Here is a 22,173-nt window from a genome sequence, read left to right on the forward strand (position 1 = left end):
GGGCGCGGCAGCGGGATGCTGACCGCACCGGAGGCGCGGCGTGGAGGGGGACGTCATGGCGGACATCGGGGTCGGGGTCGGGGTCGGGCCTTACGAGGAGCTGACGTTCGACGCCGAGGGAGACGTGGACGGGGGCACCCGGGACGCGGTCGCCCGGATCGACGCCACCGACCTGGTGGTCTTCGCGCACGGCTGGAACAGCGACCGGTCCACCGCCACCCGGCTCTTCGACCGGTTCTTCGCCCCCTTCCCGGAGCTGGTGGGGCCTGCGGTACGACTGGGATACGTGGGGGTCGTCTGGCCCTCGATCCGGTTCTCGGACGAACCGATCCCGGACTTCGACGACCCGGGAGCGCTCGCCGAGCCCGGCTACGGGGCGGCGTTGGACCCGGCCACCCGGCGGGCGCTCGGCGCGTTCTGGCCCGGGCGGGAGGCGGAACTGGACCGGGTCGCCGAACTGCTGGAGGAGCGGCCCGAGTCGGAGTCGGCGCTCATCGAATTCGGGGCCCTGGTCAGGGAACTAGCGGGGGTGGACGCGGTGGACGCCGTGGATGCCGTCGGCGCCGTCGCCGGCGGCAGCGGCAGCGGTCTCGGCGTCGGGGTGCCGGCGATGTTCGCCGAGGACGCGCTGAGCGTGTTCCGCGCCTTCGCCGAGGCGCTGGCCTCGGCCGGCGGCCCCGCCGGGGACCCGGGATTCGCGGCGGGCGCCCCCCTGCGCGCCCTGTGGGGCGGGGCGAAGGAGGTGCTGCGGCAGGCGACGTACTACGAGATGAAGAAGCGGGCCGGTGTCGTCGGCGAACGCGGGCTCGGCCCGGTGCTGACGCAGCTCGCGGGCCGCCGCCCCGGCCTGCGGATCCACCTGATCGGCCACAGTTTCGGCGGCCGGGTGGTCTCGTTCGCCCTGCGCGCGGTGCCGGACGGGGCCCGGTACGTGAAATCGCTGACCCTGCTCCAAGGGGCCTTCTCGCACTACGCCTTCGCCGACCGCCTGCCGCACGACAAGGGCCGGGGCGGCGCCCTGCGCGGCCTCCAGCGGCGGGTGGACGGCCCGGTGGTGGCCTGCCACTCCCCGTACGACACCTCGCTGAAGCTCTTCTATCCGCTGGCCTCGCGGATGGCGCGGGATTCGGCCGGTCTGTTCGGCTTCGACGAGCGGTGGGGCGCGATCGGGCACGACGGGGTGCAGGCGGTGGCGGGCGCACCGCGCCTGGACCTCGCCGAGGTGCTGCGGGCGGGGCTGCCCGGGAGCGGGTGCGTCAGCGTGGACGCGGGCTCCGTGGTCCGCCGCGGCGGTGCCCCCTCGGGGGCGCACAGTGACGTCTGCCACGAGGAACTGGCCCGGGTCGTGGTTGCCGCGGGGCGCATGGGGCGGTGAGTTCCGGCCATGTGCCACCCGTACGCCTCGACCGCCCCCGCATGCGCCCACATCTTGCCGGGCATGTTGGGCACGTCGGAGCGTGTGGCGTCGTTCGACGTAGTACGACGCCGCGGTGCGGGCGTAGGCGTGGCATGGCGGAGGTGAAGGTGTGATGGCGGGTTTCCGGAGTCTGGCGTACCAGGTGCGTGACGCGCGGAACGACCGTGCCTTGCGGCGCCACTCGCTGCGCCGTTGTCTGGAGCGGTTCGCTCCGTACGGGCACCGGGCGACGTGGTGGCATCTGTGCGATCGGCACGGGATCGCCCCCGAGGACCGGGGCGCCGATCCGCTGCGGCTGGTCGCGGCGCTGGAGGAGCTGGAGGAGGCGCGGGCCGTCTGGCTGGAGTACGAGCGCCAGTTCGCGGCGCGGCGCAGGCGCGAGAAGCACGACGGGCTGCGCCGGCCCGATTGGGCGTGGGGCGGCACCGGGGACGCGGTGGTGCGCTGCGCCGATCCGGGGGTGCGGCCGGACGGGGCGCTGGGCGAGGTGCTGCGGCGGCTGGTGCGGGCCTTGGAGTCGGAGCCGGGGACGGCGTGCCCGGTCTGCGGGGAGCGGGAGCTGCGCTGGCCGGCGCCGGGCGCGGGGCGCGGGCGGTGGGCCGCCACGGCCGGGGCCTGGGCGTGGGACGGGCCGCTGTGCGGGGGCTGCGGGATCGTGGTGCCCAGACCGGCGCTGGCCGACGCGCTGACGCACACTCCTTCGGCGGGGGCGGCATGAGGCCTCCGCTCCAGGTGTCGTTGAACGGCTCGCGGGACGCGGCCGAGGGTGCCGCCGTGCCGATGTCCCCGGAGGATCTTGTAGAGGCCGCGCTGGCGGCGGTCGCCGCCGGGGCCGGGGAGGTGCTGGTCCACCCGAGGACCCCGTGCGGGCGGGAGAGCCTGTCGCCCCGCGTGGTGGGTCCGCTGCTGGAGGCGCTGCGGGGCGCGGGGATCGGCGTGCCGGTCGTGGTGCCGGCGGGGGTCGGGACCGAGCCGGATCCGGCCGGGCGGCTGGAGCGGGTCCGCTCCTGGGAGGTGCTGCCCGACCGGGCGGCGGTGCACTTCGGGGAGCCCGGAGCGGAGGAACTGGCGCGGACCCTCCTGAACCGTGGCGTGGCGGTGGACGCGGTGGTCCCCCTGGGCAGCGGGGTCGGCGGCGCCGGCAGCCCCGGTGCGGCCGGAGGCGGGACGGCCGGAAGAGGGACGGGCGAGGTGGAGCCGTTGGTGCGGTTCTTGGCCTGGCCGGCTCCGGACCACGCGCGGGTGCGGCTGGTGGCGGAGCCGGCGGCGGCCGATCCGGCGCTGGTGGCGGGGTTGCGCTGGCTGCCGCCGGTGCCGGTGCTGCTGTGCGGGCGGGAGGCCGCCGCCTGGCCGGTGCTGCGGCTGGCCGCCCGGTGCGGCGCGGGCGCGCGGATCGGCCTGGGGGACGTACGGCACCTGCCGGACGCGCGGCCGGCCCGGTCCAACGCGGAGCTGGTGGCGGCGGCCGTGGCGGAACTGGCCGCCACCGCGGCCCCGGCCGGCGCCGCTACAGCCGGGAGCCGGTGAGGCGTTCGCCGAAGACGTCGTCCGGGTTGGACAGCGCGCAGTTCTCCAGCGAGAGGCAGCCGCAGCCGATGCAGTCCGTCAAATGGTCTCTCAGGCGCCCGAGTTGCGTGATGCGCTGGTCGAGTTCGGCGCGCCAGGCCTGGGAGAGCCGGGCCCAGTCCTCGCGGTTGGGCGTGCGCTCCTCCGGCAGCTGGGCGAGGGCGTCGCGGATGCTGGCGAGCGGGATCCCGACGCGCTGCGCGGCGCGTACGAAGGCCACCCGGCGCAGCGCGTCGCGGCTGTAGCGGCGCTGGTTGCCGGAGGTGCGGCGGCTGGCGATCAGACCCTTCGCCTCGTAGAAGTGGAGCGCGGAGACGGCCACGCCGCTGCGCGCGGAGAGCTGGCCGACGGTGAGTTCGTGGATTTTTTCGGGAATCTGCGGCACCCGGCCGAGCGTAGTCGGAGGGCCGGGAATCCGTTGACAGATACATGTGGCCCCACCATGCTGAGCAGGCGCTGAGCAAGCGCTTATTCGTCCGGGAGAGGGAGACGACGCATGGTCGAGCCGAGGATCTTCACGTCCGCCGACGAGCTGAGCGCGGGGGTCGGCGCACCGCTCGGCCCCAGCGGGTGGCTGGAGGTGGACCAGAAGCGGATCGACCTCTTCGCGGACGCCACCGGCGACCACCAGTGGATCCACGTGGACCCGGAGCGGGCGGCCGCCGGACCCTTCGGCTCCACCATCGCGCACGGCTATCTGACGCTGTCGCTGCTGCCCAGCCTGGTACCGCAGATCATGCGGGTCGAGGGCATGAAGATGGGCATCAACTACGGGGTGAACAAGGTGCGTTTCCCGGCTCCGGTACCGGTCGGGTCGCGACTGCGGGCCACCGCGGTGATCACGGAGGTGACGGAGGCGGGCGGCGGCGTCCAGGTCGCGGCCACCGTCACCGTCGAGTGCGAGGGTGCAGCGAAGCCGGTGTGCGTGGCGGAGTCGGTGTCCCGCTACTACTTCTGAGCTCCGCCGGCGGGGGCGTCCGTCAGGCTGCCGACGGGGCGGGCGCCCACCATGCGGAGCACGAGGTCGGCGTAGAGCGCTCCGACCTCGTCGGGCGTGCGCCGTCCGTCCACGCTGAACCAGCGGGCGACGTCGATGCAGAGCGAGAGCACGGCGAGGGTGGTGCCGGGCAGGTCGGGGACGTCGAACTCCCCGGTGCCCACGCCGTCGGCCAGGATGCGGCGAACGGCGGCGTCGCTCCGGCGGCGCAGCGCCACGATCTCGGCGCGGTGTTCCGGAGCGAGGGCGTCGAGCTCGTACTGGACCACCCGCGCGGTGGTGTGGTGGGCCGCGTGCCACCCCACGAAGGAGCGCACGGCCGCGTCGATCCGCTCGGCCGCGCCGCCCGAGCCGGAGGCGGCCGTCTCCAGGATCTCCAGCGCCTTGTCGTGACCGATCCGGCTGATCCGGTGGAGCAGCTCTTCCTTGGTCTTGTAGTGGATGTACAGCGCGGCCGGGCTCATGCCCGCCCGTCCGGCGATGTCACGTGTGGTGGTCGCGTGGTATCCGCGCTCCGCGAAGGCGTCGACGGCCGCGACGAGCAGCCGCCGGGCCGCGTCGGGGGTGACCTCGGACCACGGCTGATAGCCGCCGGTCTCCGCCGCGCTCTCCATCGCTCGCTCACCCTCTTCGCCGTGTAGGAAAGGAACACCCTACCGGAGGGTGAGCAAGCGCTTAGCGTTCTTGCCGATCGCGGATCACCTTGGCGAGGGTGAAGGCGGAGGTGGTCAGGTACAGCACCCCGACGCCGAGGAAGGCGCGGACCCAGCCGTCCGCGTCCAGCCGGTAGATCCCGATGGCGACCGCCGCGACGGCGATGCCGAAGGAGGCGACGGCCTGACCGTAGTACGCCCCCGTGTTCTGCTGCTTGGCCGGTGTCTCGTTCATGGGTCCAGCATCCGGCGGGGGTGGCCCCGGTCACATCCGCGCGGGTACTCGGGTACGTACTCAAGCGCGCGGGCCGCGGGCAGCGTTCCGTACCCGGGGCTCAGAAGGCGGAGACCCCGGTACGGGCACGGCCGATGAGCAGCTTCTGGATCTGACTGGTGCCCTCGTACAGGGTCATCACCCGGGCGTCGCGCAGCAGCTTCCCGGCCGGGTACTCGTCGATGTAGCCGTATCCGCCGTGCACCTGGAGGGCGTTGCTCGCGGCGCGCACGGCGGCCTCGGAGGCGAAGAGCTTGGCGGTGGAGGACTCCGTGGCGAAGGGCAGGCCCCGGTCGATGAGGTCGGCGACGCGCCAGGTCAGCAGCCGGGCGGCGTCCACGTCGACCGAGATGTCGGCGATCAGCTCCTGGACCAGCTGGTGGTGGGCGATGGGCTTGCCGAACTGCTCGCGCTGGGCGGCGTACGAGACGGCCGCGTCGAGCGCCGCCTGAGCGATGCCGACGCAGCCGGCGGCGACCGACATCCGGCCCTTGGCGAGGGCCGACATGGCGACGGAGAACCCCTTGCCCTCCGGGCCGAGCATCGCGGAGGCGGGCACGCGGACGCCGTCGAGGACGAGTTCGGCGGTGGCCTGGCCGCGCAGGCCGAGCTTGCCGTGGATCTCGCGGCGGGTCAGGCCGGGGCTGTCGGTGGGGACCAGGAAGGCGGAGACCCCGCGGTGGCCGGGCTCGTCGTTGGTACGGGCAAAGAGGAGGACCACATCGGCCCAGGTGCCGTTGGTGATGAACATCTTGCTGCCGCTGAGGAGGTACGCGTCCCCGTCGCGCACGGCGCGGGTGTCGAGGTTGCCCGCGTCGGAGCCGGTGCCGGGTTCGGTCAGGCCGAAGCAGCCGAGCGCGTCGCCGGAGCACAGGCGCGGCAGCCAGGCGCGCTTCTGCTCCTCGGTGCCCCAGGCGGCGATGGTCTTGGCGACGAGGCCCAGGGAGACGGAGACGATGCCGCGCACGGCGGAGTCGCCGCGGCCGAGCTCCTCGGTGACCAGGACGTACGCGAGGTGGTCGCCGCCGGAGCCGCCGTACTCCTCGGGGACGGTCAGGCCGAGGAAGCCGAGGGCGCCGAGCTTCTTCACGATGGCCCGGTCCACGCTCTCCGCGCGGTCCCAGTCGGCGGCGTACGGGACGACCTCGCGCTCGGTGAACGCGCGGGCGAGCCGGCGTACGGCCTCCTGCTCCTCGCTCAGCTCCAGGTTCACCGGGCACCTCCGTGGGTCCGGCGCGGGGTCAACAGCGGGGTTAACTAGCGCCGGTAGTTTATGGCGGGCAGGCCCTACTATGTGGCGCATGGCCAGACCGCGCAAGCCCCTCCTCAGCAGAGACCTCATCGTCGAAGCGGCGGGCACGCTGGTGGACGCCGAAGGGCTGGAGGCCGTGTCGACGCGGCGGCTGGCGGCCGCGCTGGGGGTCAGCGGACCGTCGCTGTACAACCACTTCCGCACCAAGGACGAGATCCTGGAAGCGGTGGCGGACGCGGTGAGCGCCCGGGTCGACTTGTCGATGTTCGACGCGGCCGACGGCCGGGGATGGCGGGCCGCGCTGCACGACTGGGCGCACTCCTACCGCGGCGCCCTGTCCGACCATCCGAACATCGTGCCGGTGCTCGCGCGCGGCCCGGGCCGGCGCCCGGCCGGCCTGCGGGTGGCGGACGCGGTGTTCGGGGCGATGACGGCGGCGGGATGGCCGCCCGCCCAGGCGACCCGGATCGGCGCGCTGATGCGGTACTTCATCCTGGGGTCGGCGGTGGCCTCCTTCGCCAGGGGCTTCGTGGACGACGAGGCGGCGTACGACCCGGCGGACTATCCGCACCTGGGCCGGGCCCACCTGCTGGCGGAGCGCCAGCGCGAGGTGGACGAGGGCGCGTTCGAGACGGGGCTGGCGGCCCTGCTCGACGGACTGGCCCTCCAGTACGCGGCGCTGCCGGAGCCCTGACCCCTGGCGTGACCCGGCCTGACCCGGCCTGCGGCGGCGCCTTGCGGCGATCCCCGGGGCGTCGGCGTTCTAGGGCTGGAAGACGACCAGCGACCGGCCGCCCTTGCCGGCGAGCATCGCGTCGAAGGCGGCCGGAATGCCTTCGAGGGTGATGCGGTCGGTGACCATGGCGCTGAGGTCGAAGCGGCCCGCGCGGACGTGGTCCGCGATCACCGGGAGGTCGCGCGCGGGGTCGCTGTTGCCGTACACGCAGCCCGTGAGGGTGCGGGCGAAGTGGAAGATCTCCAGCGCGTGGAAGGTGACCTGCTGCTCCTTGCCGCCGATGCCGACGACCGTGGTGCGCCCGCCGCGGCGGCTGGACTCCCAGGCCGTACGGATGGTGTCCGCCCGGCCGACGCACTCGACGGCCACGTCCACGCCCTGGCCGGCGGTGAGCGCCCGGATCTCCTTGGCGGTGGTGTCGGAGGCGAGGACGAACGCGGTGGCTCCGGCCGCCCGCGCCAGTTCCTCCTTCGCCGGGGAGACGTCGACGGCAACGATCGGGCCCGCCTGGGCGATCCGGGCAGCCTGGATGGCGGCCAGGCCGACGCCGCCGACGCCGAAGACGGCCACCGACTCGCCGGGGCGGACCTGCGCGCTGTGGTGCACGGCCCCGTAGCCCGTCAGGACGGCGCAGCCGAGGAGGGCGGCCTCGGCCAGCGGGATCCCGGCGGGTGCGGGCAGCACGCAGTTGGCCGCGACGACCGTCTCCTCGGCGAACGCGGCCACGTTCAGCCCGGGATGCAGCTCCGTGCCCTCGGCGTCGTGGGCGTAGACGGCGCCGACCCCGGCGAGGGCCTTGGCGCAGAGCCAGACCTCGCCGATCCGGCAGTGGTGGCACTCCCCGCAGGACGGGGCCCAGTTGAGCACCACCGCGTCGCCGGGAGCGACATGGGTGACGCCCTCGCCGACGGAGAGGACCGTGCCCGCGCCCTCATGGCCGAGGACGGCAGGGACGGGGACCCTCATGGTGCCGTTGGTGAGGGAGAGGTCGGAGTGGCAGACCCCGGCCGCGGCGAGCCGCACCCGGACCTGCCCGGGGCCGGGCTCGGGCAGCACGATCTCCCTTACCTCCAGCGGGGCTCCGACGGCGGGCAGTATCGCGGCGCGGACCATGGTCGTCGTCTCCGTGTTCGCTGGGGTCGTGTGGTGCGGGGTGATGCGGGCCGTACGGTGCGGGGGCCGGGGCGGGACCGGTCAGGCCCGGCGGCCGGTGGCCGGCGGCGGCCGGCGGGTCAGAACTGGAGCGACTTGGTCTGGAGGTACTCCGCCAGACCGTGCGGGCCCAGCTCGCGGCCGACGCCCGACTGCTTGTAGCCGCCGAAGGGCGCGAGCGGGTTGAAGCGGCCGCCGTTGATGTCGACCTGGCCGGTGTCCATACGGCGGGCGAACGCGACGGCGGTCTCCTGGTCCGCCGCCCAGACGGCGCCGCCGAGCCCGTACACCGTGCCGTTGGCGATGCGCAGGGCGTCGTCCTCGTCCTCGTAGCGGAGGATCGAGATCACCGGGCCGAAGATCTCCTCCTGCGCGATGGTCATCTCGGGCGTGACGTCGGCGAACACGGTCGGGGCGATGAAGTACCCGCGTTCGCGCGGCGCGTCGGGGCCGCCCGCGACCAGGCGCGCGCCTTCCTCGATGCCCTTGACGATGTAGCCGCGCACCCGGTCGCGCTGCTTGGCGTTGATGACGGGGCCGATGCGGGTGGCCGCGTCGAGGGGGTCGCCGGCGGGGTACGCGGCGACGGCGGCGGCCGCGAGCGAGACGGCCTCCTCGTACTGGTCCCGGTGGACGAGCATCCGGGTGAGCGCGTTGCAGCTCTGGCCGGTGTTGTTCATGACGTGGCCCACGCCAGTCGCGACGGCCTTGGCCAGGTCGGCCCCGGGCAGGATGACATTGGCCGATTTTCCGCCCAGCTCCAGGGCGACGCGCTTGACCGCGGCGCCCGCGGTGGCGCCGATCTGCCTCCCGACGGCGGTGGAGCCGGTGAAGGAGACGAGGTCGACTCCCTCGTGCGCGGCCAGCGCCTGACCGGCGACCGGGCCGGTACCGGTCACCAGGTTGAAGACACCGGCCGGGATGCCCGCCTCGTGCACGGCCTCGGCGAAGAGCTGTGCGGTCAGCGGGGTGTCCTCGGCGGGCTTGAGGACGAGGGTGCATCCGGCGGCGAGAGCGGGCGCCACCTTTGCAACGACCTGGTGCAGCGGGTAGTTCCAGGGGGTGATGGCCCCGACCACGCCGACCGGTTCCAGCAGCACGGTGGAGTTCCCGAGCCGCTCCTCGAAGCTGTACGAGGCCGCCAGTTCGGCGAAGGAGGCGGCCACGGCGATCGGCGCCCCGGCGTGGACCTTCTCCGAGAAGCCCAGCGGGGAACCGAGCTCGGCGGTGATGGTCTCGGCGATCTCGCTCCTGCGGGCGATCAGCACGTCGCGGAGGGCTCCGATGAAGGCGGCCCGCTCGGCAGGCGGGGTCGCCGCCCAGCCGGGGAAGGCCGCCCGGGCGGCGCGTACGGCCTCGTCCACGTCCTCGGCGGTGCCCGCCGGGACCCCGCCTATGACCTGCTCGTCGGCCGGGTTCACGACCGCGATCCGCTCGCGTCCGGCGGCGGGGCGCCACTCCCCGCCGATGTACATCCCGTCGTGGGCCTTCATCGCATTCCTCCCGAGCACGCGCGAGCGCATTGACCGACCTGGTAGCCGCCGCTCCACCAGCCTACAAACTAGCGTCGGTAGTTTTGGGTGCGCCAGGGGCGGCGGCGGTCAGATGATGCCGAAAACCATCCCTGCCGCGAGGACGACGAGGCAGGTGAGGGCCGCCCATTTCACCGTGAAGCGGGTGTGGTCGCCGAACTCGACCTTGGCCATGCCGACGAGGACGTACACGGCGGGAACCAACGGGCTGGACATGTGCAGGGCCTGGCCGACCAGGGAGGCGCGGGCGATCTCCAGCGGGGAGACGCCGTGCGCGGCACCGGCCTCGGCGAGCACCGGCAGCACGCCGAAGTAGAAGCCGTCGTTGGACATGAAGTAGGTGAGCGGCAGGCTGAGCAGGCCGGTGACCAGGGCCATGTGCGGGCCCATGCCCTCGGGGATGGCGCCGACCAGCCAGTCGGCCATGTGCTTGACCATGCCGGTGCCGCTGAGGACCCCGGTGAAGACGGCGGCGGCGAAGACCATGCCGGCGACGTTCAGGACGTTGTCGGCGTGGGCGGCGATGCGGGCCTTCTGGTCGGGCATGTGGGGGAAGTTGACGGTGAGGGCGAGGGCCGCGCCGAGCAGGAAGAGCACCGGGATGGGCAGCAGCTCCATGATCATCGCGGTGAGCAGGGCGACGGTCAGGCCCGCGTTGAACCAGTACAGGCGGGGGCGGAGGGTGGCGCGCTGCGGGTCGAGCCCCTGGAAGCCCTCCTCCCCCGCGTCCCCTCCGGAGGCCGGCGCTCCGGAGCCGGCCGCGGGCACGGCCGTACCGGCCGGCACCTCGGCGGAGCCGGACCCGGCCGCCGTCCCGGCTGTGGTCCCAACCCCGGCTGCGGTCGCGGCAGTGACCCCAGCCCCGGCTCCGGTCCCGGTCCCCACGGTGACCAGCTCGGGCTCCTCGTCGGCCCCGGACGGGAGGACGAGCGTGCCGACGCGGCGGCGCTCCTTGAGGCCGAGGACGTACGCGAGGACGAACACGCTGAGCAGTCCGACGGCGAGCGCCGGGATCATCGGGACGAAGATGTCGGCGGCGTCGAGCTTGAGCGCGGTGGCGGCCCGGGCCGTGGGGCCGCCCCAGGGCAGGGTGTTCATGACGCCGTTGGCGGTGGCGGCGACGCCCGTCATGACCACCAGGCTCAGGCCGAGCCGCTTGTAGAGCGGGTACATGGCCGAAACGGTGATCATGAAGGTGGTGGAGCCGTCGCCGTCGAGGGAGACGATCGCGGCGAGGACCGCCGTGCCGACCACGACCCGCATGGGGTCGGCCTTGCAGAAGCGCAGGATGCCTTTGACGATCGGGTCGAAGAGTCCGACGTCGATCATCACGCCGAAGTAGACGATGGCGAACATCAGCATGGCGGCGGTCGGCGCGAGTTTGCCGACGCCGTCGATGACGTAGTCGCCGAGGTGGGCGCCCTTTCCGGCGAACACGCAGAACAGCGCGGGGATGAGGACGAGCGCCGCGATGGGCGACATTTTCTTCAGCATGATCAGGACCAGGAAAGTGGCGATCATGGCGAAGCCGAGGAAGGTCAGCATGGAGGGAACGTAGGGGCCGCGTCCTGGCGCCAACAAGACGTCAAGGCGTGAGCAATACGAGCAAAACCCCAGCTCAGGGCAGGGGCGCCAGTTCGACGGGGAATCCGTTGAGCACCGCCGTGCCGGAGAGCGGGTCGAGCCGGGTGCCGTCGAGGAGCTGGTTGACGTTGACGCCGGGCTCCGCGGAGGCCACCGAGAGCCGGGAGCCGGCACGGTCGTGGCCCCAGCCGTGCGGGAGGCTCACGACGCCGCGGCGGACCGCCTCGGTGACCTCGACGGGCACCTCCAGGCTGCCGCCGTCCGCGGTGACCCGGGCCCGGCCGCCGTCGGCGAGACCGAGCCGGCCGGCGTCCTCCGGGTGGACCTGGAGGGTGCAGCGGTTGGAACCTCCGATGAGGGCCGGGACGTTGTGCAACCAACTGTTGTTGGAGCGCAGATGGCGGCGGCCCACGAGCACCAGGGCGGCGGGGCGTTCGGCGAGCGCCGCGCGCAGCCTGGGGAGTTCGGCCGCGATCGGCTCCGGCAGCAGCTCGATCCTGCCGCTGCGCGTTTTCAGCACGCCGGGGAGCCGGGGCCGCAGCGGGCCCAGGTCGATGCCGTGCGGGTGCTGCCCGAGGTCTTCGAGGGTCAGGTCGTACGGTCCGAGGCGGAGCATCATGTCGAGCCGCCGCTCCGGCCCGGTGCGGCCGGACAGCATGCGGGCCCGCAGCCGCGGGTCGTCGCCGAAGAGCGGTGAGTGGGAATCGGCGGCGGCCCGGGCGAGGGTGTCGGCGATGACGCGGTCGTCGACGGCCTCGGGCGGAGCGCCGTGCTGCCCGGACACGGCGAGGATCAGGCGCGCGTGGATCTCACACTCGTCCATCCGCCCTTCCTCCAAGGGGACGGCGGGCGGGGAGTAGCGGGCCTGGTTGCGGACGGCGAAGGCGTTGAAGGCGAAATCGAAGTGGGCGCTCTGCGCGGGCGGCGGCGGGGGCAGGACGACGTGGGCGTGGCGCGCGGTCTCGTTCAGGTACGGGTCCACGCTGACCATGAAGTCCAGGCCGGCGAGGGCGGCGTCGAGCCGCCGTCCGTCGGGGGCGGACAGTACGGGGTTCGCCGCGATCGCGATCAGGGCGCGGATCCGCCCCTCCCCCGGGGTCTCGATCTCCTCGGCCAGGGCGGCGGTGGGGAGTTCGCTCTTGGCCTCGGGGTGGCCGCTGACCCGGCTGTGCCAGCGGCCGAGGGCGAACCCCTTGCCGGGGCCGGCCGGCCGGGGTGCGTGGTCGGTGGCGGAGAGCGGGAAGAGGGCTCCGCCCGGCCGGTCGAGGTTGCCGGTGAGGATGTTCAGTACGTCGACCAGCCAGCTGGTGAGCGTCCCGTACTCGGTGGTGCAGCTGCCGATCCGCCCGTAGACGGCGGCGGTCGGCGCGGCGGCGAGCTCGCGGGCGAGGACGCGGATCTCGGCGGCGCTGAGGTCGCAGGCGGGGGCTACGGCCTCAGGGGTGAAACGGTCGAGGGCGGGGCCGAGTTCCCCGATGCCCTCGGTCCACCGCGCCAGCCGGTCAGGGTCGGTGAGTTTCTCGTCGAGCAGGGTGTGCGCGAGGGCGGCGAGCAGGAGCGCGTCGCTGCCCGGCCGTGGCGCGAGGTGCCGGTCGGCGAGCCGGGCGGTGCGGGTGCGGCGCGGGTCGACCACCACCAGGGTGCCGCCGCGTGCGCGGAGGGCCCGCAGCCGCCCGGGGAAGTCGGGGGCCGTGCACAGGGAGCCGTTGGACTCGACCGGGTTGGCGCCGAGGAGCAGCAGGAAGTCGGTGCGGTCGAGATCGGGCACCGGGATGGCGAAGGGGTCGCCGAAGAGCAGGCCGCTGGAGACGTGCTTGGGCATCTGGTCCAGGGTGCTCGCGGTGAACAGGTTGCGGGTGCCGAGGGCCTTGAGGAGGAGCGGCGGGTAGAGGGCGCCGGCCATGGTGTGGGTGTTCGGGTTGCCCAGGACGACGCCGACGGACTGGGGGCCGTACTCCCGGACCAGGGCGGGGACCGCGGCGGCGACGGCCACGTACGCCTCCTCCCAGGTGGCTTCCCGGAGCCGGCCGGCTCGGCGGACGAGGGGGGTGCGCAGCCAGTCGGGGTCCCCGTCGACGGCGCCGAAGGCGGCGCCCTTGGGGCAGATGAAGCCGCGACTGAAGACGTCGTCGCGGTCGCCCCGGGCTCCGGTGACGGCGGAGCCCTCGATGGCGAGGGTGAGGCCGCAGGTGGCTTCGCAGAGGGGACAGACGCGCAGGGCGGTGCGGGGCATGGGCCCTCCCGGGGAGGCGGACTGCGACACGGGCACGCGGCAGCCCCGAGCATACCGACCGGTAGGCACGGCGGGGAGACCTGACGGGAGGGTCTGCGGGAAAGTCCGGCGGGCCTGCGGAAACTTCGGCGGGTCGGCGGGAACACCGGCGGGTCCGCGGAGACTCTGGCGGGGCGACGGGTCGACGGGTCGACGGAACCTCGGTCAGTCCAGGACGCGCGCCAGGTAGGCGTGCATCATCGCGCGGGTCTCGGCGACGATGTCGGGATCCCCGGCCGGATCGACCCGGAAGGCCAGCTTGGTCAGCGCGTCGGTGGCCTCGACGGCGACGAGGACGGCCCGGGCCAGCGCGGGGTCCGCGACGAGGCCGAGGTGCGCGGTGAGCAGTTCGGTGAGCCGGCAGGCGACCAGGTGGTTGGGGTCCGCGCCGGGGCCCTCGGCCGGGGGCGCGGGCACCCCGAAGTCGATGAGGGCGAAGCCGGGCACGCCCCGCTTCATGACCAGGTACTCGTCCAGTACGGCGTCCACGACGGGCCGCCACTCGGTGGCCGGGAGCTCGGCGAGCCGGCTCTCGATGCCGTCGGCGTAGCGGTCGAGGTTGCGGTGGGCGAGCGCGAGGGCCATGGCCCGCTTGTTCCCGAAGAAGCGGTAGACCGAGCCGATGGGCACTTCGGCGCGCGCCGCGACCGCCCGGGTGCTCAGGTTCTCGTACCCGGTCTCGTCCAGGAGTTCGGCGCAGGCGTCGAGGATCCGGGCGAGCCGGTCGGCGCTGCGCTGCTGGATCGGGGTCCGGCGCAGGGGGTGGGCTGGGGACACGGGGTCCATCATGCCGCTCCCGGCCGCGCGGTTCGGCGGCGGTCTCAATTCAGCAGGAGACCGATCCCCCCGATGGTGTACGTGATCATGAGCGCCAGCAGCGGGAGCTGGCCGGCCACGGCCCTGGCGGGCGGGAAGAGGCGCACGGAACGGTCGTGGGCGGCGATGACTCCCAGTACGTGCCCCGTGACGACGGCGGTGACCTGGAGGGTGGCCAGAGCCCCGGGGCCCAGTGGGGACAAGGGTTCTGGGGCGGTGTCAGTGCCGAGTGCCATGATTACCGTGCGTGGTCCTTCGGTGACGAAAAGGGAGAAGTAATGGGCGATGAGATAGCCGAGCGCGATCGGCACGAGTGAGTGCGCGAAGGCGGTCAGCGGGCCGGGGTGCGGGCCGCAGACGAGGCGGGTGGCCGCCGCGCACAGGCAGTACAGGGCGGCGACGAGGGCGACGGCGCCGAGGAGTCCGAGCGTGGCCGCGGGGGTGCGGCCGAGGGGGGAGGTCTGTATCGAGTTGATCCAGGCGGGGTTGTCGGAGAAGCCGTCGTACGCGGTGGATCCGAGCAGGACGCAGACGGTGGCGACGAGTCCGGGCCGCTCGGGCGTCGCGTCGAGTCCGTGGAAGGGGTTACGGAGGACCAGGCGGCCGTCGTCGCGGCGGCCGAGGGGGGAGAGCCGGGCGAGGAGGGCGGAGTAGGCCTCGAAGGCGTCTCCGTCGGCGAACCAGCGCTCGCCGAAGCGGGCGGCGAGCAGGAGTTGGGCGGCGGCGTAGGCGCCGAGGGCGATCAGGAGGGTGGTGGTGGATGCGGGATCAGGAGAGACGAGTTCGAGCCAGGTGAAGCCGAACAGCCCGACCGCGGCGGGCCATTGGCCGAGCCGGGCGGGCAGGGGGCGGGCCGCGGGGCGCCAGACCCCGGCGAGCAGGCGGTGCAGGGCGCGGAGCGGGCTGAGGAGGCGCCAGACGGGGCCGAGGAGGAGGGAGGCGGGCACGAGACCGACCCAGAGCAGGACGTAGACGGCGCCGGGAGCGGGGTTGCGGGCGGGGTCGTCGGGACCGAGGAGGAGGCAGAGCAGGACGGCGAGCGCGGCCGCGAGGCCCAGCCCGCGCAGGGTGGTGCGGGTGGCAGGCGCGTCTGCCACCCGCTGGAGCCCGGCGGGCAGGGCGAGGCCGGAGCGGTCGCCGCGGAACCGGGAGGTGGACCAGAGCAGGCCCAGGGCGAGGAAGGAGACGAACAGCGCGGCGAAGGCACCCGCGAAGGCGTAGAAGGGAGAGATGGGCAGATCGTGCTGGGACCCGATCCCGTGTGCGAGGGCGGTGAGCGGATCGGCCGGGTGAAGGACCACGCCCTGGCCGATGCCGCCGGCGCCCGCGCCGGGGGCGGGACCCGGCCCGGCCGGGGTCATCGGACGAGGAGCTGGGTCAGGACGAGGCCGGACTCATGGGTCTCGACCTCGAAGAGGCCGGTGCGGTCGGCCGTCAGGGTCAGGGTGGCCTCCTGCCCTGCCGGCAGGGCGAGTTCCTTGTCGTAGCCGTGGACGTGCAGGGTGTCCGCCCGGTCGCTGGTGACGCGGAGCGCCACGCGTTCCCCGCGCCGCAGCTCGGTGCGGCCCGGGGCGGGGGTGACCTTGCCGCCCCGGATCGCGATCGTGACCGTGCGGTCGGCCTGCGGGCTCTCGGCGGACGCGGTCCCGCCCGGTGGGGACGAGGCGGGCGGGGCGGGTGCGTGGGTATGGGCGCCCGCGCCCTGGCCCGGGGGGCCTCCGGTGAGGGGGACGGCGGCCTCGACGGGCTTGCCGGCGACCGCCCAGGCGGTGTGGTCGTCCGCGTAGAGGCGGACGGTCAGGGTGTGCGCGCCCTCGGGCACCTGCGCGGCGGGCAGGTGGAACCAGGGGCCGTACAGCCGGGCCAGCTTGCGTCCGTCCAGCTCCAGGTGGGCGTGGCCCGCGCCCGGGAGGGCGGCGCCGCCGGTGCTGTCGGGGGTGAAGCGGAAGTTTCGCACCGTCAGTTGCAGGTTCCAGCCGTCTTCGGTGTCGGGGCGGGCGCTGACCCGTACCTCCGGCGCGCCCTCGGCCGGGACCTCGCGGAGCCGGTGGCCTGCGCCGTCCTCGGTTTCGAGCAGGGTGCCCACGCTGCCGGAGGCCTGCTCGTGGCTGGTGCCGGGTTTGTGGTGGGTGGTCGCCCTGCCGCCGCAGCCCGTCGCGGCGCCGCCCGCCAGGAGCAGGAGGACGGCGACCAGGGCAGCGGTGCGCAGGGCCCGGCGGGGCCCGTGGGCCGCGCTGGGCGGCGTACCGCAGGCGTCGCACCAGGTACGGCCGCCTGCGGAGTCGACGGGGCCGACGGGGTTGGCGGGGGCAGCGGGGTAGGCGGGGCCAGAGGGACCGGCAAGGCCAGAGGGGGCGGCCGGGCCAACGGATCCGACGGGGCCAACGGGACCGGCAGGGCCGACGGGGTCGGCGGGGTCGGCGGGGTTGGTACGGCCGACGGGACCGGCTGGGTCGGCCGGGCCAGAGGGGTTGGCGGGGTTGTGCGGCAGGTCTTGGGTGGGGTCGGGGGTCATCGGGGGTCTCCCGCGGTGGCTGGGGGTTCGGGGGTGGCGGCCGTGCTCAGCGCCGGGGCGGGGCCGTCCGGGGCGGGGGCGCGGTCACCGTCGGGGTCGCCGCCCGGGCCGGCGGGGCGGGCCGGGGTGCCCGGCCGGGCCGAGGCGATCACGGCCCACAGCACCCAGAGCACGGCGACCAGGCCCCGTATCCAGGCCGGGCCGACGGGGATCCACGGGATCATCAGGACGGCCTTGTCGAAGGCGTCCAGCAGGGTCAGCCCGCCCAGCAGCAGGGTCAGGCGGGCGAGCCACGGGCGGTCGGGGCGCAGGGTCAGGCCGACGCCCGTCCACCACAGACCCGTCAGCAGCAGCGCGAGCGCCGGGACGGGGGTGGCGGTCAGCGGCATCGTGGAGCCCGCCACGTCCAGGACCAGCCCCGCCAGGCCCAGCAGGGACGCGGCCGTGCCCAGCCGGGACCCGCGCAGCCGGCGCCACCACAGCACCCCGCCGACCAGCAGCAGCACCGCCGCGACGGCCGCCGCCAGCTGGGTCTCCACCCGCGCCGCGCCACGCGCGCCGTACCAGTCGCAGCCCGCCGGGAGTTTGCGCGCCTGGACGTTGTAGTCGGCGCAGACCAGCAGCTGGGCGAGCTTCACCGGCTCGCCCACCAGGCGGGCGGAGGCGCCGGACACCGCACCCCGGCGGTCACCGCACTGCGGGACGGTGCCCGGGGTGGAGCCGTCGGGTCCGTCCTGCCAGCAGTTCGCGCGCCCCTGGCCGTCCCACCACACGTCCATGCCGTTGGGACGGGACGCGCCGGACTTGTCCTTGCCCAGCACGTTCCCGGCGTAGCGGTTGTGGTGGGAGGTGTCGGTCTGCTTGCCCCAGTCCTCCTCGCCGCGGATGAAGGCGGGGACGGCGCTGAGGAAGAACCCGGCGCGCCGGTGCCCGTACACCCAGTTGTTCTCGTACAGGTTCCAGTTGCCGCCCGCGGTGATGATGCCGGTGCCCGGCGGCATCGAGATCTGCGGGCAGACCACGCCCTGCTCGTAGCCGCGCTCGATGGGCGGCTTGGCGCAGGTGCCGTCGGCGACGAAGGGGTAGTAGTCCTGGTTGTTGTCGTGGATCAGGTTCCGCTCGAACTTGGCGTGGTTCTGCGGGAGTCCGGGGTGCCCGGGGAAGGCGCTGTCCATCGAGGCGCCGCCCATGTTCTGGTCGAACTCGTTGTCGTGCACCCACACCGAGTCGCCCGCGGTGCCGGAGTAGCCGACCATGTTGTGGTGGCTGCGGCAGCCGGTGATCTCGATGGAGTAGCGCGGGACCTCGTAGCCGCGGCCGTCGTTGATGTTTGAGGCGCTGCCGGGGTAGATGCCGGAGTCGCCGTTGCCGTAGGACTCGCAGTTCTTGTAGAGGCCGTGGTCGCTGGCGAAGGTCAGGAACCCGTACTCGTCGTTCCAGCGGGTCAGCACGTCGTCGATGACGAAGCCGTCGCCGGCGAGCACGTACAGCGAGTTGAAGGTGGTGCGCTGCGCGGTGAAGTTGCGGAAGTAGATGCCGTTGGACTTGTCGGCGCGGATGGCGTTCAGCTTCTGGTACTTGGCGTCGATGACCACGTCCAGCCGGGAGGCTCCGGTGCCCTCGATCTGGAGGTCGGTCTTACCGAGGATGGCCACGAGGTTCTGGTTGTGGCGGCAGGCGAGCTGCTGCTCGTAGCTGAGGATCTGGTAGCCGAGCGCGGAGTTGGGCGCCTTCAGCTCGGCGCACTCCCCGGTCGGCTTGGGGAGCGAGGGCTCCTCCTCGTACAGGCCGGGGAGGATGGCGATGTTCATCGCCGGCCGGTCCACGGCGTCGACGGCCTCCTGGAGGTGCCGGTAGCCGTTCTTCTCGCAGTGTTCGAAGAGGGCGAGGTTGCGCTGCTTCAGCTCCTCGGGGAATCCGGCGATACGGCGCTCGAAGGCGGGCCGGTCGGTCTTGCAGACGACCAGGTCGGGCTCGGCGTCGCGGTGGCGCGGGACCGATCCGGTGCCGTCCGGGAGGGCGACGGGCCGCTCCTCGTGGGCGCTGGCGGGGGGCGCGGCGACGAGCAGGGACAGGAAAGCGAGGAGGGCGGTGAGGGCGGCGAGGAGCGCCGCCGGCACGGCAGGGAACCTGCGGGTCCACGACATGCGCGTGAGAGTAGAGCAATGTTCATCTTTTCGGATCCCCTCTCGCAGCACGAAATACGGCGGAGGCCGGAGCCCGCGCCGGGCGGGCGGTCAGGGACCCCAGGCAGAAGCCCCAGCCGGAGCGACCGACCAGGGCGACCGACCAGAGCAGCCGAGTGGGTCGGCTGACCGAGACGACCGACCGGAGCGACCGACCGGAGCGGCTGGCCGGAGCGGCTGGCCGGAGCGGCTGGCCGGAGCGGCTGGCCGGGGCGCCCGAGTGGGGCAGCCGAGCGGAACGGACGCCCGACGAAGACGACCGAGCGGAGCGACCAACCAGGGCAGCCGAGCGGGCGACCGAGCCGGTCGGCTGACCGAGACGACCGACCGGAGCGGCCAAGCGGAGCGGCTGACCGGGGCGCCCGAGCGGGCAGCCGAGCGGAACGGCCGCCCGGGGCGACCGAGGGGGGCGGCCGAGCGGAACGGCCGCCCGACGAGGACGACCGAGGGGGGCGGTCGAGCGGGACGCCCGACGAGGACGACCGACCGGGTCGACCGAGCGGAGCGACCAAGCGGAGCAGCCGAGCGGGACGGCCGGGCGGGACGGCCGGCGGGACGGCCGGGCGGCGCGACCGAGCGGGACGGCCAAGCCGGACGGCCGGGCGGCGCGACCGAGCGGGACGACCGGGCGGAGCGACCGACGGGGGTGGCCGAGGGGGCGGGGAGGCTGGGCGGCCGGAGGGCCCCGTTGACGGGCGGGGCTGGGAATCCTACTGTCACCCATAGGATTCCTTCGACAGAGCGGGAGCAGCGATGAGCGAGCAGGCCAGGAAGACGGCGGAGGCGCTGGAGTACCTCACCGGCTTCGGCAACGAGCACAGCTCGGAGGCCGTCCCCGGCGCGCTCCCGGTCGGCCGGAACTCCCCCCAGCGCTCCCCCCTCGGCCTCTACGCCGAGCAGCTCAGCGGCAGCGCCTTCACCGAGCCTCGGCGCCACAACCGCCGCTCCTGGCTCTACCGGATCCGCCCGTCGGCCGCGCACCCGCCGTTCACCCGCGTCGACAACGGCGCGCTGCGCTCCGCGCCGTTCACCGAGGCCCCGGCGGACCCGAACCGGCTCCGCTGGAACCCGCTGCCCGACCCGGCCCCCGGCACGGACTTCCTCGCCGGTCTCTGGACCCTCGGCGGCAACGGCGACGCCGCCCAGCGCGCCGGCATGGCGATCCACCTCTACTCCGCCAACGCCTCCATGACCGACCGGGTGTTCAGCGACTCGGACGGCGAGCTGCTGATCGTCCCCGAGCGCGGCGCACTGCTGCTGCGCACCGAGCTCGGCCTGCTCGCCGCGCGCCCCGGCGAGGTCGCCCTGATCCCGCGCGGCGTCCGCTTCCGCGTGGAGCTCCTCGACGAAGACGCCCGCGGGTACGTCTGCGAGAACTACGGCCGCCCCTTCGAGCTGCCCGACCTGGGCCCGATCGGCGCCAACGGCCTCGCCGCCGCGCGGGACTTCCGGGCCCCGGTGGCCGCGTACGAGGACAGCGAGCGCCCGACCGAGGTGGTCAACAAGTTCTGCGGCAACCTCTGGTCCGCGACCTACGACCACTCCCCGCTCGACGTCGTCGCCTGGCACGGCACCCACGCGCCGTACGTGTACGACCTGCGCAAGTTCAACGTCATCGGCTCGATCAGCTACGACCACCCGGACCCGTCGATCTTCACCGTGCTGACCTCGCCCTCCGACACGGCGGGTCTGGCGGGCGTGGACTTCGTGGTCTTCGCCCCGCGCTGGCTCGTCGGCGAGGACACCTTCCGCCCGCCGTACTTCCACCGGAACGTCATGAGCGAGTACATGGGCCTGATCGAGGGCGCCTACGACGCCAAGGCGGAGGGGTTTGTTCCGGGCGGCGGCTCGCTGCACAACATGATGTCGGCGCACGGCCCCGACCGGGAGACCTTCGACAAGGCGAGCGCCGCCGAGCTGAAGCCGCAGAAGATCGACGACGGCCTGGCCTTCATGTTCGAGACCCGCTGGCCGATCTCCGCCACCGCCCAGGCGGCCGGCGCGGACCACCTGCAGCGCGCGTACGACGACGTCTGGCAGGGTCTGGAGCGCCACTTCCGGGCCTAACATGCGCTGAGCGTGCCGCCGACCCCACCCCGGCCGCCCCGGCCCCACCCCGGCCGCTCCGCCCGCCCCGCCGACGTCCATCCGTACGGAGAACGACCCGTGACCGCCTTCGCCCCCGACTCCCTGGTACTGAACCGGAAGCTGCCGCTCTGGTACCAGGTGTCACAGTCACTGCGCGCCTCGATACTGGGGCGCACCCCGGACGCCTCGCTGCGCCTGCCCACCGAGGAGCAGCTGGCCGAGCACTACGGGGTGAGCGTGCTGACCATGCGGCAGGCGCTCAAGGAGCTGGAGGGCGAGGGGCTGATCAGCCGCCACCGGCGGCGCGGCACGTTCATCGAACCGGGAGCGATGCGCGGCGCTCCCGTCCGGCTGCTGGGTTCGGTCGACGCGATCGTCGCCCAGCAGTCGGGCGACCGGACGACGGTCCTCGGCCAGGAGACGACGGCGGTGTCCGGGGAGCTGCTGGAGCACTTCCCGGACACGCCCGAGGTGGTCACGTACCGGCGGCTGCGCCACGACAGCGAGAGCGGCGAGCCGACCAACTGGGCGGAGAACGCGGTGCGCCCGGAGCTGGCGGGGGCCATCGATCTGGCCGATCTGGCGCGCTGGCCGATGACCAAGGTGATTCGGGACATCGTGGGCGTGAAGATCAGCCGGATCACCGACACCGTCGAGGCGCGGCTCGCCGACCCGGTGACGGCCGAGCTGCTCCAGGTGCCGCTGCTCAGCCCGATCCTGCACTACACGGGCGTGACGTACGACGAGGGCGGCCGGGTGGTGGACGTGGCGCGGATCCGGTACCGCGGCGACCGGTTCTCCTTCACGGTGACGGTCGACGCGCACTGACCCGACGGTCGACGCGCACTGACCGCACGACCGGACGGCCCGACGACCGGACGGCGCGACGGCCGGCCGGGCAGTCGGACGGCCGGAGGTCAGGCCTTCTCGTCCTCGTCCGTGCGGCGCTCGCCCTCCGCCTGCGAGGGCGTCGTCCGCATCGTCGCCGGGTGCCGTTGCGTCTTCTGGCTCTCGTCCATGTCCTCGTCGAGCCGCTCGCCCTCGGCCTGGGACGGAGTGGTGTATTCGTCGTACTGACTCATGGCCGTCTCCTCACGCGTACCGGGGCATACCCCTCTCTATGGAGCGTAACG

The 22,173-nt window shown here is 73.8% G+C and carries 20 protein-coding genes; 7 read left to right on the plus strand and 13 right to left on the minus strand.

What is annotated here, in order from left to right; translation table 11 throughout:
* Positions 1-55: 55 nt before the first annotated feature.
* The 3 genes from EES41_RS09450 (at position 56) to EES41_RS09460 (ending at position 2,944) form a co-directional block, all read left to right on the plus strand.
* Positions 56-1,375 carry a serine-threonine protein kinase gene (locus EES41_RS09450; RefSeq protein ID WP_123082363.1) on the plus strand — a complete coding sequence of 440 codons (1,320 nt, stop codon included), beginning with the start codon at positions 56-58 and terminating at the stop codon, positions 1,373-1,375.
* 154 nt (positions 1,376-1,529) lie between these two features.
* Positions 1,530-2,135, plus strand: a complete 606-nt coding sequence (locus EES41_RS09455) for a hypothetical protein (RefSeq protein ID WP_008743972.1) — start codon at positions 1,530-1,532, stop codon at positions 2,133-2,135.
* The gene (locus tag EES41_RS09460; RefSeq protein ID WP_123077221.1) at positions 2,132-2,944 is read left to right on the plus strand and encodes a 3-keto-5-aminohexanoate cleavage protein; all 813 of its coding nucleotides are present in this window, start codon (positions 2,132-2,134) and stop codon (positions 2,942-2,944) included. The genes EES41_RS09455 and EES41_RS09460 overlap by 4 nt, the downstream gene beginning before the upstream one ends.
* On the opposite strand, the gene soxR is transcribed toward EES41_RS09460, so the two are convergent.
* Positions 2,925-3,368 carry a redox-sensitive transcriptional activator SoxR gene (gene soxR, locus EES41_RS09465; RefSeq protein ID WP_037797301.1) on the minus strand — a complete coding sequence of 148 codons (444 nt, stop codon included), beginning with the start codon at positions 3,366-3,368 and terminating at the stop codon, positions 2,925-2,927. The two genes, EES41_RS09460 and soxR, sit on opposite strands and share 20 nt — an antisense overlap.
* Before the next feature lie 111 nt (positions 3,369-3,479).
* Here soxR and EES41_RS09470 point away from each other — a divergent pair, with 111 nt between their 5' ends.
* Complete coding sequence (locus tag EES41_RS09470; protein ID WP_008743969.1) at positions 3,480-3,941, plus strand: MaoC family dehydratase; 462 nt, start codon at positions 3,480-3,482, stop codon at positions 3,939-3,941.
* On the opposite strand, the gene EES41_RS09475 is transcribed toward EES41_RS09470, so the two are convergent.
* From EES41_RS09475 to EES41_RS09485, 3 genes are all read right to left on the minus strand, one after another.
* Positions 3,932-4,594: a TetR/AcrR family transcriptional regulator gene (locus tag EES41_RS09475; RefSeq protein WP_123077223.1), complete on the minus strand. Its 663-nt coding sequence runs from the start codon at positions 4,592-4,594 to the stop codon at positions 3,932-3,934. The two genes, EES41_RS09470 and EES41_RS09475, sit on opposite strands and share 10 nt — an antisense overlap.
* 61 nt (positions 4,595-4,655) lie before the next feature.
* Positions 4,656-4,868 (minus strand): YiaA/YiaB family inner membrane protein, encoded by a 213-nt coding sequence (locus EES41_RS09480; RefSeq protein ID WP_123077225.1) that lies wholly within the window; start codon positions 4,866-4,868, stop codon positions 4,656-4,658.
* Positions 4,869-4,968: 100 nt separating this feature from the next.
* Positions 4,969-6,120: an acyl-CoA dehydrogenase family protein gene (locus tag EES41_RS09485; protein ID WP_100582361.1), complete on the minus strand. Its 1,152-nt coding sequence runs from the start codon at positions 6,118-6,120 to the stop codon at positions 4,969-4,971.
* Between the two features lie 88 nt (positions 6,121-6,208).
* On the opposite strand from EES41_RS09485, the gene EES41_RS09490 reads away from it, so the two are divergent.
* Positions 6,209-6,853, plus strand: a complete 645-nt coding sequence (locus tag EES41_RS09490) for a TetR/AcrR family transcriptional regulator (protein ID WP_123077227.1) — start codon at positions 6,209-6,211, stop codon at positions 6,851-6,853.
* A 69-nt stretch (positions 6,854-6,922) separates the two neighbouring features.
* Here the strand turns inward: EES41_RS09490 and EES41_RS09495 are convergent, their stop codons facing one another.
* The 8 genes from EES41_RS09495 to EES41_RS09530 form a co-directional block, all read right to left on the minus strand.
* On the minus strand, positions 6,923-8,008 hold the full coding sequence (locus tag EES41_RS09495) for a zinc-binding dehydrogenase (protein WP_123077229.1): 1,086 nt from the start codon (positions 8,006-8,008) through the stop codon (positions 6,923-6,925).
* A gap of 119 nt (positions 8,009-8,127) precedes the next feature.
* Positions 8,128-9,540: an aldehyde dehydrogenase family protein gene (locus EES41_RS09500; protein ID WP_123077231.1), complete on the minus strand. Its 1,413-nt coding sequence runs from the start codon at positions 9,538-9,540 to the stop codon at positions 8,128-8,130.
* 108 nt (positions 9,541-9,648) lie between these two features.
* A complete protein-coding gene (locus EES41_RS09505; RefSeq protein ID WP_123077233.1) occupies positions 9,649-11,124 on the minus strand; it encodes a CitMHS family transporter in 1,476 nt (491 codons plus the stop codon).
* A 73-nt stretch (positions 11,125-11,197) separates the two neighbouring features.
* Entirely contained in the window at positions 11,198-13,396 is a 2,199-nt protein-coding gene (locus EES41_RS09510) for a molybdopterin oxidoreductase family protein (RefSeq protein ID WP_123077235.1), read from the minus strand.
* Between the two features lie 204 nt (positions 13,397-13,600).
* Positions 13,601-14,221: a TetR/AcrR family transcriptional regulator gene (locus EES41_RS09515; protein ID WP_123077237.1), complete on the minus strand. Its 621-nt coding sequence runs from the start codon at positions 14,219-14,221 to the stop codon at positions 13,601-13,603.
* 35 nt (positions 14,222-14,256) lie between these two features.
* On the minus strand, positions 14,257-15,612 hold the full coding sequence (locus EES41_RS09520) for a hypothetical protein (RefSeq protein ID WP_254211389.1): 1,356 nt from the start codon (positions 15,610-15,612) through the stop codon (positions 14,257-14,259).
* The gene (locus EES41_RS09525; RefSeq protein ID WP_174261801.1) at positions 15,609-16,445 is read right to left on the minus strand and encodes a hypothetical protein; all 837 of its coding nucleotides are present in this window, start codon (positions 16,443-16,445) and stop codon (positions 15,609-15,611) included. The genes EES41_RS09520 and EES41_RS09525 overlap by 4 nt, the downstream gene beginning before the upstream one ends.
* 317 nt (positions 16,446-16,762) lie before the next feature.
* A complete protein-coding gene (locus tag EES41_RS09530; RefSeq protein ID WP_123077239.1) occupies positions 16,763-18,913 on the minus strand; it encodes a right-handed parallel beta-helix repeat-containing protein in 2,151 nt (716 codons plus the stop codon).
* A 792-nt stretch (positions 18,914-19,705) separates the two neighbouring features.
* On the opposite strand from EES41_RS09530, the gene hmgA reads away from it, so the two are divergent.
* Together hmgA and EES41_RS09540 are read left to right on the plus strand one after the other, a co-directional pair.
* Positions 19,706-21,019: a homogentisate 1,2-dioxygenase gene (gene hmgA, locus EES41_RS09535; RefSeq protein ID WP_123077241.1), complete on the plus strand. Its 1,314-nt coding sequence runs from the start codon at positions 19,706-19,708 to the stop codon at positions 21,017-21,019.
* A 99-nt stretch (positions 21,020-21,118) separates the two neighbouring features.
* Positions 21,119-21,868 (plus strand): GntR family transcriptional regulator, encoded by a 750-nt coding sequence (locus EES41_RS09540; protein ID WP_123077243.1) that lies wholly within the window; start codon positions 21,119-21,121, stop codon positions 21,866-21,868.
* Between the two features lie 89 nt (positions 21,869-21,957).
* On the opposite strand, the gene EES41_RS41340 is transcribed toward EES41_RS09540, so the two are convergent.
* Positions 21,958-22,122 carry a hypothetical protein gene (locus EES41_RS41340; RefSeq protein ID WP_164495796.1) on the minus strand — a complete coding sequence of 55 codons (165 nt, stop codon included), beginning with the start codon at positions 22,120-22,122 and terminating at the stop codon, positions 21,958-21,960.
* Positions 22,123-22,173: the final 51 nt, after the last annotated feature.

Origin of the sequence: Streptomyces sp. ADI95-16, assembly GCF_003721495.1 — a bacterium.
Classification (GTDB): domain Bacteria; phylum Actinomycetota; class Actinomycetes; order Streptomycetales; family Streptomycetaceae; genus Streptomyces; species Streptomyces goshikiensis.

Excerpts from the sequence above, each read along its gene's own strand:
- EES41_RS09475 (WP_123077223.1), bottom strand. The coding sequence starts at position 4,594 with ATGGAGAGCGCGGCGGAGACCGGCGGCTATCAGCCGTGGTCCGAGGTC.
- EES41_RS09450 (WP_123082363.1), top strand. The coding sequence starts at position 56 with ATGGCGGACATCGGGGTCGGGGTCGGGGTCGGGCCTTACGAGGAGCTG.
- EES41_RS09480 (WP_123077225.1), bottom strand. The coding sequence starts at position 4,868 with ATGAACGAGACACCGGCCAAGCAGCAGAACACGGGGGCGTACTACGGT.
- EES41_RS09505 (WP_123077233.1), bottom strand. The coding sequence starts at position 11,124 with ATGCTGACCTTCCTCGGCTTCGCCATGATCGCCACTTTCCTGGTCCTG.
- EES41_RS41340 (WP_164495796.1), bottom strand. The coding sequence starts at position 22,122 with ATGAGTCAGTACGACGAATACACCACTCCGTCCCAGGCCGAGGGCGAG.
- hmgA (WP_123077241.1), top strand. The coding sequence starts at position 19,706 with ATGAGCGAGCAGGCCAGGAAGACGGCGGAGGCGCTGGAGTACCTCACC.
- EES41_RS09495 (WP_123077229.1), bottom strand. The coding sequence starts at position 8,008 with ATGGTCCGCGCCGCGATACTGCCCGCCGTCGGAGCCCCGCTGGAGGTA.
- EES41_RS09500 (WP_123077231.1), bottom strand. The coding sequence starts at position 9,540 with ATGAAGGCCCACGACGGGATGTACATCGGCGGGGAGTGGCGCCCCGCC.
- EES41_RS09510 (WP_123077235.1), bottom strand. The coding sequence starts at position 13,396 with ATGCCCCGCACCGCCCTGCGCGTCTGTCCCCTCTGCGAAGCCACCTGC.
- EES41_RS09455 (WP_008743972.1), top strand. The coding sequence starts at position 1,530 with ATGGCGGGTTTCCGGAGTCTGGCGTACCAGGTGCGTGACGCGCGGAAC.
- EES41_RS09460 (WP_123077221.1), top strand. The coding sequence starts at position 2,132 with ATGAGGCCTCCGCTCCAGGTGTCGTTGAACGGCTCGCGGGACGCGGCC.
- EES41_RS09490 (WP_123077227.1), top strand. The coding sequence starts at position 6,209 with ATGGCCAGACCGCGCAAGCCCCTCCTCAGCAGAGACCTCATCGTCGAA.
- EES41_RS09520 (WP_254211389.1), bottom strand. The coding sequence starts at position 15,612 with ATGACCCCGGCCGGGCCGGGTCCCGCCCCCGGCGCGGGCGCCGGCGGC.
- EES41_RS09530 (WP_123077239.1), bottom strand. The coding sequence starts at position 18,913 with ATGTCGTGGACCCGCAGGTTCCCTGCCGTGCCGGCGGCGCTCCTCGCC.
- EES41_RS09515 (WP_123077237.1), bottom strand. The coding sequence starts at position 14,221 with ATGGACCCCGTGTCCCCAGCCCACCCCCTGCGCCGGACCCCGATCCAG.
- EES41_RS09470 (WP_008743969.1), top strand. The coding sequence starts at position 3,480 with ATGGTCGAGCCGAGGATCTTCACGTCCGCCGACGAGCTGAGCGCGGGG.